Raw genomic sequence first — 11,924 nt, forward strand, 5'->3', positions numbered from 1 at the left:
CGCCAGGGGCCGGCCCGTTCAAGAAAAAGACACTGGATTCATGACCGACGACCGCTCCGCCCCCGAGACGGGCAAGACCCCCGGCACCGCCGACGAATACGACCGCCGCGAGGCCCTGCGCGCCATCGCCGCCGTCGTGCGCGGCGACGGCATCGAGGTGGACGCGGACAGCACGCCGGCCCGCTGGAGCATCGCGGTCGTCCATCCGGTCGCCATCCCCGGCACCGACCGCAGCCTGAAGCTGCGCTTCAAGATCGCGCTGGGCCCGCTGCCGGACATCGAGGCCGAGCTGTGGGGCCTGCTGACGGCGGAGGAGGAGTTCGGCCGTCCCCAGGCCAAGACGCTGGGCAAGAAGGTCAAGGCCGCCTGCCTGTCCTCCTCGGCCATCGAGAAGGCCAAGGGTCGGGTCGACGGCTGGTTCCAGTCGATGCAGCAGCGCGCCGCCGGCTTCGGCGACGCGTGGCGGCCCAAGGGTTTCGCCGAGGAGCTGGGCCGCGTCATCGGCTTCGGCGGCCGCATTCCCCGCTTGCAGACCCTGCTCGACGCGCTGGAGGAGGCCTTCTCCACCGCCGCCTCGCGCGCCGGCCTGAAGGTGCGGCGCGAGCGGCTGGAGAACGCGTCCGGCATGGGCGTCTATCTCGACAGCTTCACCACCGCCCGCGCGATGATCCGCAAGCTGCGCCTGTTCGTCGGCCCGACCAACTCGGGCAAGACCCACGCGGCGATGGACCGGCTGGCCGAGGCGGAGAGCGGCTGCTACCTGGCACCACTGCGCCTGCTGGCGCTGGAGGGGCAGGAGGCGCTGGAGACGCGCGGCCGTCCGTGCAGCCTCGTCACCGGCGAGGAGCGCGACGTGCGGCCGGGGGCCTCCTTCACCTCCTCGACCATCGAGATGGTGAACACGTCCAAGATCTGGGGCGCCTGCGTCATCGACGAGATCCAGATGATCGGCGACGCCGATCGCGGCTGGGCCTGGACCCAGGCGGTGGCCGGCGTGGCGGCGCCCGAGATCCTGATGACCGGCTCGGCCGACGCCATCCCCTACGTCAAGCGGCTGGCCGACGCGATGGGCGAGGAGCTGGAGGTCGTCGAGTTCACCCGCAAGTCGCCGCTGCGCGTGCAGGAGGAGAAGGTCGCGCTGGAGAATGTCCGCCGCAGCGACGCGGTGATCGCCTTCTCGCGCAAGGACGTGATGGCGCTGCGCCATGATCTGCTCGGGCGTGGCCACACGGTGGCGGTGATCTACGGCGCCCTGTCGCCGGAGGTGCGGCGGGCCGAGGCGCGGCGCTTCCGCGACGGCTCGGCCGACGTGCTGGTGGCGACCGACGCCATCGGCATGGGGCTGAACCTGCCGGTCGCCCGTGTCGTGCTCTCCACCACCCGCAAATACGACGGGCGCGAGGAGCGCGACCTGAACCATTCGGAGATCCGCCAGATCGGCGGGCGCGCCGGCCGCTTCGGCATGCAGGAGGACGGGCGCGTCGCGGTGCTGGAGGGCGAGAACATCAACCCGGTGCGCCGGGCGCTGACCTCGCCGCCGGTGCCGCCGGAGGATCCGCGTTCGTGGATCTCGCCCAACCTCAGCCATGTCGAGGCCATCGCCCGCGAACTCGACACCGACAGCCTCGCCAAGGTGCTGCGCACGGCCGGGCAGGAGCTGCTGCGCGCCAACCAGACCTTCCGCATGACCGACCTGGAGCAGCGCATCCAGGCGGCGGCGGCGGTCGACCGGGCCAAGCTGCCGCTGGCGGTCCGCGACATCCTGGCGCGCTGCCCGATCGACACGCGCGACCAGAACAACCTGCGCCTGCTCGGCAACTGGGCGATGAACCAGGGCAAGGAGATCCCCAACGGCGCTCCCGACGCCGCCGAGCGCTTCCGCCACAATGTCGGGACCGACGTGGAGCTGGAGAAGGCCGAGCGCGCGGTGAAGGAGCTGACCGCCTACGCGTGGCTCGCCTACCGTTTTCCGGAGGCCTATCCCGAGATGGATCTGTGCCAGGAGCGCCGGGCGCACCTGAACGCCTTCATCGAGCGGACGCTGGCCGAACGCTCGCTGGCGCGGGCCTGCCCGGTCTGCGGCACGCGGTTGAAGGCCAACCACCGCTTCCGGGTCTGCGACAGCTGCTACGGCAACCGGCTGGAGGAGCGGCGGGGCGGCGGTGGCGGACGTCGCGAGGGGCGCGGCCGGGACGGCGGGGCTCCAAGGGACGGTGGCGCCCCGGCGGCCAACGGCGGCGACAAGCCGCCGGCCCATCCGCATTTCCACCATGCCCAGCCCGGCGGCCGCGGCAAGGGGCGGGGCAAGCCTCCAGGCAGGCCCGGCGGCGGGCCGCGCCGGAAGGGTCCGACGCCCTGATCCCTCGCACGAAGCGCGGAGTTGCCAGCGGCCGGGGACGTCTGTATCAGGGGTGACGCCCATCCGCCGGACGACCAGCCCGCATGCTCGACAGTTTCCTGCTTGCCTTCACGGCGCTGTTCTCGATCGTCAACCCGATCGCCATGGCGCTGATCTTCAGCCAGGTGACCGCCGAGCGCAGCGAGCGGGAGCGCGCCCGGCTGGCCGGGCTGGTCGGCCTCTACTCCGCCGTGGTGATGCTGACCGCGCTCTGGGCGGGGGCCTATGTGCTGAACTTCTTCGGCATCTCGCTGGCGGCGCTGCGCATCGCCGGCGGCTTCGTGGTGGCCGAGCGCGCCTGGGTCCTGCTGACCGCCCCCGAGACGCACGAGGCCAGGAAGCAGGAGCAGGCGGCCCCGGCGGAGACCGCCGAGGAATCCGCCTTCTTCCCGCTGACCATGCCCTTCACCACCGGGCCGGGCACGATCTCCGTCGCCATCGCGCTGGGTTCCACCCGGCCGGCGGACAGCGGAGCGCTCACCGGCTTCTTCATCGGCGTGTCGGCGGCGGCGCTGGCCATCGCCGTGCTGATCTGGCTGTCCTACCGCTCGGCCGACCGGCTGGTCGCCCTGCTGGGGCCGACGGGCGCGCGGGTGCTGACGCGGCTGTTCGCCTTCCTGCTCTTCTGCGTCGGCGTGCAGATCCTGCTGAACGGCGTCATCGACGCCGCCACACCGCTGCTGGCGCAGCGTCCGTAGCCGTCAGGCCTTGGGGCGCAGGTCGCGCACCCGCTTGGCCTTGCCGATGGAGCGGGCGACGCCGCCCTGTTCGACCGGCTCGACCGTGGTGCTGATGCCGACACGCGACTTGATCGAGTGCTGCAACTGTTTGGCGTGCCGGTCCCATTCGGAGGGGTGGACATCGTGATTCATCTCGACTCTGACCGTGAGGCAGTCGAGATGGCCCTCGCGGGTGACGACCAGTTCGTAGTGCGGGGCGAGCGCCGGGTTCTGGCAGATCAGCTCCTCGACCTGGGTCGGGAAGACGTTGACGCCGCGGATGATGAGCATGTCGTCGGAGCGTCCGGTGATCTTGTCCATCCGCCGCATCCCCCGCGCGGTGGGCGGCAGCAGACGGGTCAGGTCGCGGGTGCGGTAGCGGATCACCGGCATGCCCTGCTTGGTCAGGGTGGTGAAGACCAGTTCGCCGTAGGAGCCGTCGGGCAGGACCTCGCCGCTGTCGGGGTCGATGATCTCCGGGTAGAAATGATCCTCCCAGATGACCGGCCCGTCCTTGGTCTCGACGCATTCCGAGGCGACGCCCGGTCCCATGACCTCCGACAGGCCGTAGATGTCGACGGCGTGGATGTCGAAGGTCTTCTCGATCTCGCCGCGCATGGCGCCGGTCCAGGGCTCGGCCCCGAAGATGCCGACGCGCAGGCTGGTGGCGCGCGGATCGATGCCCTGGCGGCGCATCTCCTCGGCGATGTTCAGCATGTAGGAGGGCGTCACCATGATGATCGACGGCTTGAAGTCCATGATGAGCTGGACCTGCTTCTCGGTCTGGCCGCCCGACATCGGCACGACGGTGCAGCCGAGCCGTTCCGCCCCGTAATGGGCGCCCAGGCCCCCGGTGAACAGGCCGTAGCCGTAGGCGATGTGCACCATGTCGCCGCGCTTGCCGCCGGCGGCGCGGATCGAGCGGGCGACGCATTCCGCCCAGACGTCGATGTCGCCCTTGGTGTAGCCGACCACCGTCGGCCGCCCGGTCGTCCCGCTGGAGGCGTGGACGCGGACGATATCGTCCATCGGCACGGCGAACATGCCGAACGGGTAGTTCTGGCGCAGGTCGTCCTTCACGGTGAAGGGGAACAGCGCCAGATCCTTGAGTTCCCTGAAATCGTCGGGATGGACCCCCTTCGCCTCGCATTTGGCGCGGAAGGCGGGAACGTTGGCGTGGCTGTGGCGCAGCGACCAGGCCAGCCGTTCGGTCTGCATCGCCGTGATCTCATCCCGGCTGGCCATCTCGTAGCGGTCGAGACCGGACGGGGAAACGGCCGATGGCGGCGCGACGGGGGCGGTCTCGGTCAGGGTGGTCGGCATGGTGCGTTTCTCCCGTTTCCTGGATCGTTTTTCGGGTCCGGCGCTTTTGGTGGCCGGTTCTTGGTTGCTCAGACGCGCTCGACGATCATGGCGATGCCCTGGCCGACGCCGATGCACATGGTGCAGAGCGCGCGGGACGCCTTGCGGTCCTCCAGCTCCATCATGGCGGTGGCGACCAGACGGGTGCCGCTGGCGCCCAGCGGGTGGCCCAGCGCGATGGCGCCGCCGTTGGGGTTCACATGCGCGGCATCGTCGGGCAGGCCCAGCATCCGCAGCACCGCGAGGCCCTGCGCGGCGAAGGCCTCGTTCAGCTCGATCACGTCCATGTCGGCGATGGTCAGGCCGAGGCGGGCCAGCAGCTTCCGCGAGGCCGGGGCGGGGCCGATGCCCATCACGCGCGGCGCCACTCCGGCCACTGCGGTGCCGGCGACACGGGCGCGCGGCGTCAGGCCGTAGCGCTTCACCGCAGCCTCCGACGCGACGATCACAGCGGCGGCGCCGTCGTTGACCCCGGACGCGTTGCCGGCGGTGACGCTGCCGCCCTCCTTGCGGAAGGGGGTGCCGAGCTTGGCCAACGCCTCCAGCGTGGTGTCGGGGCGCGGATGCTCGTCCTCGGCGATCACGACGGGGTCGCCCTTGCGGCGGGGAATGCGGACGGGGACGATCTCGCGGGCGAAGCGGCCCTCTGCTTGCGCGCGGGCGGCGCGCCGCTGGCTGCGCAGGGCGAAGGCGTCCTGGTCGGCGCGGCTGACGGCGTAGTCGGCGGCGACGTTCTCGGCGGTCTCCGGCATGCTGTCGATGCCGAACCTGGCCTTCATCAGCGGATTGACGAAGCGCCAGCCGATGGTCGTGTCGAAGATTTCCGCCGAACGGGAGAAGGCGCTGTCGGCCTTGCCCATCACGAAGGGCGCGCGGGTCATGCTCTCGACGCCGCCGGCGATGATCAGATCGGCCTCGCCGGCCTTGATGGCGCGGGCGGCGATGGCGATGCTGTCCATGCCGGACCCGCACAGCCGGTTGATGGTGGTGCCCGGCACGGCGTCGGGCAGGCCGGCCAGCAGCGCCGCCATGCGGGCAACGTTGCGGTTGTCCTCGCCGGCTTGGTTGGCGCAGCCGAGGATCACGTCATCCACCGCCGACCATTCGACGCCGGGGTTGCGCTCCATCAGCGCCTTCAGCGGAACGGCGGCGAGGTCGTCGGGACGCACCGGGGCCAGCCCGCCGCCGTAGCGGCCGAACGGGGTGCGGACGGCGTCGCAGAGAAAGGCTTCGCTCATGATTTGCTCCACCAACGAACAGATGGTGGCCGACTCAGCCGAGTTCGACCACGTTTCCCTTGATGCGCGCCGATTGGCCGCGGAACAGCCCGACGACCGCGCCGTCCTGGTTGGTGACGGTGACGTCGTAGACGCCCGACCGCCCGCGCCGGTGGATCTCCCGGCATTCGGCCGTCAGTTGGTCGCCCAGTTTCGCCGGGGCGGGGAAGGTGATGGAGCAGCCGGCCGCCACCGTCGCCTCGTTGGCGGCGTTGCAGGCGTAGGCGAAGGCGGTGTCGGCCAGCGTGAAGGTCATGCCGCCATGGCCGATGTCGTGGCCGTTCACCATGTCCTTGCGCACGATCATGGTCATGCGGGCGTAGCCGGGGGCGATCGCCAGCAGCTCGATGCCGTGGGCCCGGGCGCAATGGTCGCGCTCGTACATGCCGCGCCCGACCGCCTCGGCGACGGCCTGGGCGTTGAGAGTGGACGCGGCGTCGTTGGTCTCAGCCATGAAAATGGGTTCCTCCCCAGATCTTGCGGCGCAGCAGCGCCGAGGCGCGGTAGCGGTCCTCGCCGTAGGTGCGGGCCAGCGCGTCGAGCGCCGCCAGCACGCGGGTTCCGCCGATGCGGTCGGCCCAGGCCAGCGGCCCCAGCGGGTAGTTGACGCCCTTGGTCATCGCGAGGTCGATGTCGGCGGGGGAGGCGACGCCCTGGAACGCCGCGTCCGCCGCCTCGTTGGCGAGCATGGCGACGGTGCGCAGGACGACCATGCCGGGCGCGTCGTCGATCACCGAGACGTTCTTGCCCAGCGCCTGGAACAGCCCGGCGGCGCTGGCGAGGGCCTCGGCCGGGGTGCCGTCGGCGGCCGCCAGGGCGACGCGGGTCGCCTTGCTCCAGTCCAGCGCCAGATCGAACAGGACCAGGGGCGTCCGGCCGTCCTCGGCGGCGCGCTGGGTGGCGCTGCGTCCGTCGGTCAGGGCCAGCGTGACACCGTCCACCATGAGGACGCCGTCGCCGGGCCGTTCCTCGACCGTCGCCCCGGCGTCCCGCAGCAGGCCGGGCAGGGCGGCGGCGGGACCGAGGTCGCCCTCGACCACGACGCGCGACGGGCGCGGGCCGGCGGCGGCCTCGCTCGTCGCTGGCCGGGCGGCACCGGGACTGTGGTCGTAGAAGCCGCGTCCGCTCTTGCGGCCGAGCCGTCCGGCCTCGACCAGCTCCTGCTGGATCAGCGAGGGCTGGAAGCGCGGATCGCCGAAATAGGCGGCGTGGACCGAGCGGGTCACCGCGAAGTTCACGTCGTGGCCGATCAGATCCATCAACTCGAACGGCCCCATGCGGAAGCCGCCGGCCTCGCGCATCACCGCGTCGAGGGTGGCGGGATCGGCCGCACCCTCCTGGAGCAGCCGCAGCCCCTCGGCGTAGAAGGGACGGGCGACCCGGTTGACGATGAAGCCGGGGGTGGACCGGCAGCGCACCGGACTCTTGCCCCAGGCGCGCGCCGTGTCGAACAGGCTGTCCAGAACATCGGCGGCGGTCGCCAGCCCGCTGACCACCTCGACCAGGGCCATCAGCGGCGCCGGGTTGAAGAAATGCAGGCCGGCCAGTCGCTCCGGCCGCGCCACTCCGGCCGCGATGGCGGTGACCGACAGGGACGAGGTGTTGGTCGTCAGGATGGCGTCGGGGGCGACGACGGCCTCGATCCCGGCGAACAGGCGGCGCTTGACGTCGAGGTCCTCGACGATGGCCTCGACGACCAGCCCGGCCGGGGCGAGGTCGGCAAGGCCGTCCACGGCGCACAGCCGGTCCAGCGTGGCGTCGCGCTCGGCGGCGCTGCGCTTGCCCTTTTCGACCAGCGCGGTCAGGGCCTTGGCGATGGCCTCGATGGCGGCCCCGGCGGCGCCGGGACGGGTGTCGAACAGCAGGACCGTGTGGCCGGCCTGCGCCGCGACCTGGGCGATGCCCTGGCCCATGGCGCCGCTGCCGACCACGGCCACGGTGACGGAGGGGGACAGCGCCGTCATCATCGGCCCTCGAAGGTCGGCGCGCGCTTCTCGATGAAGGCGGCCACACCCTCCCGGTAGTCGCTGGACCGGCCGGCTTCCCGCTGGAAATCGCGCTCCAGGTCGAGCTGGGTGTCGAGGTCGTTGGTGGATGAGGCGTGGATCGCCCGCTTGATCAGAGCCAGCCCGTGGGTCGGCTGGGTGGCGAGGTGGCGGGCGAGGGCACCGGCCTCCGCCATCAGCCGCTCGTCGTCCACCACCTTCCAGATCATGCCCCAGGCTTCGGCCTGTTCCGCCGGCACCTTGTCGCCGAGCATGGCGAGCGCCATGGCGCGCGCCTGCCCGACCAGACGCGGCAAGGTCCAGGTGCCGCCGGAATCGGGGATCAGCCCGATCTTGCAGAAGGCCTGGATGAAGCTGGCCGAGCGGGCGGCGAGCACGATGTCGCAGGCCAGCGCGATGTTGGCCCCGGCCCCCGCCGCCACGCCGTTGACCGCGCAGACCACCGGCATCGGCAGGTCGCGCAACGTGCGGATCAGCGGGTTGTAGTTCGTCTCGATCGAGACGCCGAGATCCGGCCCCTTGGCGCCGGGGGCGACGGCCCGGTCGGACAGATCCTGACCGGCGCAGAAGCCGCGCCCGGCGCCGGTCAGCAGCAGGCAGCGGACGGAGCGGTCCTCCCGCACCTCGGCCAGCGCCTGGCGAAGCTCGTCGTGCATGGCGGCGGTGAAGCTGTTGAGCCGGTCGGGGCGGTTCAGCGTGATGGTGGCGACGCCGTCGGCGATCGCGAGGAGAACGCTCCTCTCGGTTTCCGAACCGCTCATTGGGCGGCCTCCGCGATGACGGGAACGCGGCTCTGCACGACGCGGAAGCGGTTGGCGACGAAGGCGAGGTCGCACAGAGCGGCGTTGGCGGCCGGGTTGGCGCCGGTGCCGTGGAAGTCGCTGAAGGCCGCCGACTGGTTGACGAAGACGCCGCCGGTCAAATTGACCGACAGGGCGACCCCGGCCTCGACGAAGGTCTCGGTCGCCCGCTCGATCAGGGCCGGATCGGTGGAGTAGAGGCCGGCGGTCAGGGCCCCCCTGGTCCGGGTCAGGCGGGCGGCGCGCTCCAGGCTGTCGGCGGTGGACTCCGTCTTCACGACGATGGCGATCGGGCCGAACAGCTCGTGCCCGTATTTGTCCTCGTCGGCCGCGTCCATGGTCAGGATCAGCGGCGTGCGGACGCGGGCCTCGGGGAATTTGGGATGGGCGATGGCGCGCGACGGCAGGGCGACGGTGCCGAGCTTGGACGCCTCCTCGATGCGGGCCAGCGTGGCGTCGGACTGGATGGCGCCCAGCACCTCCACCGCGCGCTCCGGGTCGGACAGGAACTTGTCGACCCCGCCGGCCAGCGCCGCGACCACCTGATCGAAGCCCATCCGCTCGGCGCCGGCCTGGATGCCGTCCTTCGGCACGAAGATCACCTGCGTCGTCGTGCACATCTGCCCCGAATAGAGGCTGAGCGTGAAGGCGAGGTTGCGGACCATGCCCTTGGGATCGTCGGTGCCGTCGATGACCACCGTGTTGACGCCGGCCTTCTCGGTGTAGACCTGGGCCTGACGGGCGTTCTGCTCCAGCCAGTCTCCGAAGCCGGTCGAGCCGGTGTAGTCGATGATCGCCACTTCCGGCCTCAGCGCCAGATCCTTGGCGATGGTGTCGCCGACGGCGAGCGTCACGAGGTTGGGGTCGAGCCCGGCCTCGGCCAGCACCTCGCGGGCGATGCGGACGGTGATGGCGAGCGGCAGGACGGCGGTCGGCCCCGGCTTGACGATCACCGCGTTGCCGGTGACGAGGCTGGCGAACAGGCCCGGATAGCCGTTCCAGGTCGGGAAGGTGGCGCAGCCGATGACCAGCGCGACGCCGCGCCCGACCACCTCGAAGCGCTTGTCCATCACCAGCGGCGGATTCTTGCCCTGCGGCTTCTCCCAGCGGGCGGCCGGCGCCTGGGCGGTCATCGCCGCCCAGCCATAGGCGACGGCCTCAAGCCCGCGGTCCTGGGCGTGCGGGCCGCCGGCCTGGAAGGCCATCATGAATGCCTGCCCCGTGGTGTGCATCACCGCGTTGGCGATTTCGAAGCTGCGGGCGTTCAGCCGTTTCAGGATTTCCACGCAGACCCCGGCGCGGCCGTCCGGCCCGGCCTTGCGCCAGCCCGGCATCGCCGCCTTGGCGGCCGCCAGCAGCGCGTCGATGTCCGACACCGGGTAGGTGACGCCGAGATCGAAGCCGAAGGGCGACCGCTCTCCGCCGGCCGTGCCGGTGGTTCCGGGCTGTTCCAGGGCGAAGGGTTTGTCCTTGTACCCCGCGAAGGCCGCCTCGCCATCCGCCGCCGCCGTCTCGCCATAGGCGCGCGGGCTCGGCATCTCGGGGAAGGCCGACCAGTAGGCGCGGCTGCGGCTGGCCTCGACGGCTTGGCGCAGCGTGGCCTCGTGGGTGGCGAACAGGCTCTGCGGGGTGGTGGTCATCGGGCGTTTCCTCGTTCTTTTGTCGCGTTGTGCGTTCTGTCGCGTCTTGCGGGCGCGCGTCTTCAGGCGGCGTCGAAATCGATGACGACCCGCTCGGTCAGCGGGCGCGACTGGCAGGTCAGGACATAGCCGGCCTCGACCTCCCAGGGTTCCAGGGAGTAGTTCTCGGCCATCTCCACCTTGCCCTCGCGCAGCTTGGCGCGGCAGGTGCAGCAGACACCGGACTTGCAGGAGTAGGGCAGGTCGGCGCCATGCCGGTGGGCGGCGTCGAGGATGCTTTCCCCGTCATAGGCGAGCGCGAACTCCTTGCGCTTGCCGTCCTGAAGAATGGCGATGGTTGCGGCGTCGGCCGGGCTGTGGCTGTCGGCGACGGTCTTCGGCCGGGCGGGGCGCGGACCGGGGGCGGTGCCGAACAGCTCCAGATGGATGCGCTCGGGCGGGGTGCCGGCCGCCGCCAGGGCGTCGCGCACCGCCTCGACCATCGGTTGCGGGCCGCACAGGAAGGCGGCGTCGATCGCGGCGGCGTCGATCGCCCCGTCGCACAGCTCGCGAACCAGGGCGGCGTCGATGCGGCCGGACAGCAGCCCGGCCTCCTCCGGTTCGCGGCTGAGCAGATGGTGGATGACCAGCCGGTCCATGAAGCGGTTCTTCAGATCCTCCAGTTCCTCGCGGAAGATGATCGAGGAAACCGTGCGGTTGCCGTAGACCAGCAGGAAGCGGCTCCGGGGCTCGCGGGTCAGCACCGTCTTCAGGATCGACAGGATCGGCGTGATGCCGCTGCCGGCCGCGAAGGCGACGTAGGTTCGCGCCGCCGCCGGGTCGAGCGGCGTGGTGAAGCGGCCCATCGGCGTCATCACCTCGATCACCGCGCCCGGCGCCAGCGTCTGGTTGGCGTGGGTGGAGAACAGGCCGCCCTCCACCCGCTTCACCGCGACGCGCAGTTCGCCCTCGTCGACCCCGGAGCAGATCGAATAGGAGCGGCGGACCTCCTCGCCTCCCAGCGTCGTCTTCAGGGTGAGGTGCTGGCCCTGGACGAAGCGGTAGCGGTCGGCGAGGCCGGGCGGGACGTCGAAGAGGATCGACACGGTGTCGGCGGTTTCCCGGCGGCACTCGCGGATGGTCAGCGGGTGGAAGCTGGGGGCGCTCATGGGGACGGGATTCCTTGTCGGACGTACGGCCGCTCGGTCGGGGCCGCTCAATGGCATTTGAAGACGTCGAACGGTTCAAGACAGGCGTTGCAGCGGTGCAGCGCCTTGCAGGCGGTCGAGCCGAAGCGGCTGATCTGCATGGTATCGGCCGACCCGCACAGCGGGCAGGCGACCGCCTCGTCGGGAGCGGTCAGCGCGCGCTTGCCGGATTTCGGCGGAGGGACGATGCCGACCCCGGCCAGCTTGGCGCGGCCGCTGTCGCTGATCCAGTCGGTCGTCCAGGGCGGCGCGATCACCACCGACACCCGCGCGTCGAGCCCGGCGCGTGCCAGCGCGGTCTCCACCTCCAGCACGATCACGCCGGTGGCCGGGCAGCCGGAATAGGTCGGGGTCACCGTGACCGCCAGCCGGCCGGACGCGTCGCGCGCCACCGAGCGGACGATCCCCAGCTCGACCACGCTCAGCACCGGAATTTCCGGGTCCATGACCGTGGCCAGGGCCTCCCACGCGGCCTTCACCGCCGCATCGGCCCCCGGCTCCGGTCCCCAGCAGCCTGCTGCGTCGGGCATGGTCG

At 71.3% G+C, this 11,924-nt stretch carries 10 protein-coding genes; 2 read left to right on the forward strand and 8 right to left on the reverse strand.

Features of this window, described 5'->3' with window-relative positions:
- Positions 1–40: 40 nt before the first annotated feature.
- Both JN22_RS10665 and JN22_RS10670 read left to right on the forward strand, forming a co-directional pair.
- Positions 41–2,359 (forward strand): helicase-related protein, encoded by a 2,319-nt coding sequence (locus JN22_RS10665; protein WP_085553915.1) that lies wholly within the window; start codon positions 41–43, stop codon positions 2,357–2,359.
- 83 nt (positions 2,360–2,442) lie between these two features.
- A complete protein-coding gene (locus JN22_RS10670; protein ID WP_085553916.1) occupies positions 2,443–3,096 on the forward strand; it encodes a MarC family protein in 654 nt (217 codons plus the stop codon).
- A 3-nt stretch (positions 3,097–3,099) separates the two neighbouring features.
- On the opposite strand, the gene paaK is transcribed toward JN22_RS10670, so the two are convergent.
- The 8 genes from paaK to paaD form a co-directional block, all read right to left on the reverse strand.
- Positions 3,100–4,362 carry a phenylacetate--CoA ligase PaaK gene (paaK, locus tag JN22_RS10675; RefSeq protein WP_223677722.1) on the reverse strand — a complete coding sequence of 421 codons (1,263 nt, stop codon included), beginning with the start codon at positions 4,360–4,362 and terminating at the stop codon, positions 3,100–3,102.
- Positions 4,363–4,508: 146 nt separating this feature from the next.
- Entirely contained in the window at positions 4,509–5,717 is a 1,209-nt protein-coding gene (gene pcaF / locus JN22_RS10680) for a 3-oxoadipyl-CoA thiolase (protein ID WP_085553917.1), read from the reverse strand.
- A 34-nt stretch (positions 5,718–5,751) separates the two neighbouring features.
- The gene (paaI, locus tag JN22_RS10685; RefSeq protein WP_085553918.1) at positions 5,752–6,210 is read right to left on the reverse strand and encodes a hydroxyphenylacetyl-CoA thioesterase PaaI; all 459 of its coding nucleotides are present in this window, start codon (positions 6,208–6,210) and stop codon (positions 5,752–5,754) included.
- A complete protein-coding gene (gene paaH, locus JN22_RS10690) occupies positions 6,203–7,723 on the reverse strand; it encodes a 3-hydroxyacyl-CoA dehydrogenase PaaH (RefSeq protein WP_223677668.1) in 1,521 nt (506 codons plus the stop codon). The genes paaI and paaH overlap by 8 nt, the downstream gene beginning before the upstream one ends.
- Positions 7,720–8,523 carry a 2-(1,2-epoxy-1,2-dihydrophenyl)acetyl-CoA isomerase PaaG gene (gene paaG, locus JN22_RS10695; RefSeq protein ID WP_085553919.1) on the reverse strand — a complete coding sequence of 268 codons (804 nt, stop codon included), beginning with the start codon at positions 8,521–8,523 and terminating at the stop codon, positions 7,720–7,722. Before paaG ends, paaH begins: the two co-directional genes overlap by 4 nt.
- The gene (gene paaN / locus JN22_RS10700) at positions 8,520–10,202 is read right to left on the reverse strand and encodes a phenylacetic acid degradation protein PaaN (protein WP_085553920.1); all 1,683 of its coding nucleotides are present in this window, start codon (positions 10,200–10,202) and stop codon (positions 8,520–8,522) included. Before paaN ends, paaG begins: the two co-directional genes overlap by 4 nt.
- A 62-nt stretch (positions 10,203–10,264) precedes the next feature.
- The gene (gene paaE, locus JN22_RS10705; RefSeq protein WP_085553921.1) at positions 10,265–11,350 is read right to left on the reverse strand and encodes a 1,2-phenylacetyl-CoA epoxidase subunit PaaE; all 1,086 of its coding nucleotides are present in this window, start codon (positions 11,348–11,350) and stop codon (positions 10,265–10,267) included.
- Between the two features lie 47 nt (positions 11,351–11,397).
- Positions 11,398–11,919 carry a 1,2-phenylacetyl-CoA epoxidase subunit PaaD gene (gene paaD, locus JN22_RS10710; RefSeq protein ID WP_085553922.1) on the reverse strand — a complete coding sequence of 174 codons (522 nt, stop codon included), beginning with the start codon at positions 11,917–11,919 and terminating at the stop codon, positions 11,398–11,400.
- Between the last annotated feature and the right edge of the window lie 5 nt (positions 11,920–11,924).

The organism is Azospirillum agricola (assembly GCF_020005195.1).
Lineage (GTDB): Bacteria > Pseudomonadota > Alphaproteobacteria > Azospirillales > Azospirillaceae > Azospirillum > Azospirillum agricola.

What these genes read in the sequence shown, in the direction of transcription:
- paaG (WP_085553919.1), bottom strand. Translation starts at nt 8,523, where the DNA reads ATGAGCGGTTCGGAAACCGAGAGGAGCGTTCTCCTCGCGATCGCCGAC.
- pcaF (WP_085553917.1), bottom strand. Translation starts at nt 5,717, where the DNA reads ATGAGCGAAGCCTTTCTCTGCGACGCCGTCCGCACCCCGTTCGGCCGC.
- paaI (WP_085553918.1), bottom strand. Translation starts at nt 6,210, where the DNA reads ATGGCTGAGACCAACGACGCCGCGTCCACTCTCAACGCCCAGGCCGTC.
- paaH (WP_223677668.1), bottom strand. Translation starts at nt 7,723, where the DNA reads ATGATGACGGCGCTGTCCCCCTCCGTCACCGTGGCCGTGGTCGGCAGC.
- paaK (WP_223677722.1), bottom strand. Translation starts at nt 4,362, where the DNA reads ATGGCCAGCCGGGATGAGATCACGGCGATGCAGACCGAACGGCTGGCC.
- paaE (WP_085553921.1), bottom strand. Translation starts at nt 11,350, where the DNA reads ATGAGCGCCCCCAGCTTCCACCCGCTGACCATCCGCGAGTGCCGCCGG.
- paaD (WP_085553922.1), bottom strand. Translation starts at nt 11,919, where the DNA reads ATGCCCGACGCAGCAGGCTGCTGGGGACCGGAGCCGGGGGCCGATGCG.
- JN22_RS10670 (WP_085553916.1), top strand. Translation starts at nt 2,443, where the DNA reads ATGCTCGACAGTTTCCTGCTTGCCTTCACGGCGCTGTTCTCGATCGTC.
- JN22_RS10665 (WP_085553915.1), top strand. Translation starts at nt 41, where the DNA reads ATGACCGACGACCGCTCCGCCCCCGAGACGGGCAAGACCCCCGGCACC.
- paaN (WP_085553920.1), bottom strand. Translation starts at nt 10,202, where the DNA reads ATGACCACCACCCCGCAGAGCCTGTTCGCCACCCACGAGGCCACGCTG.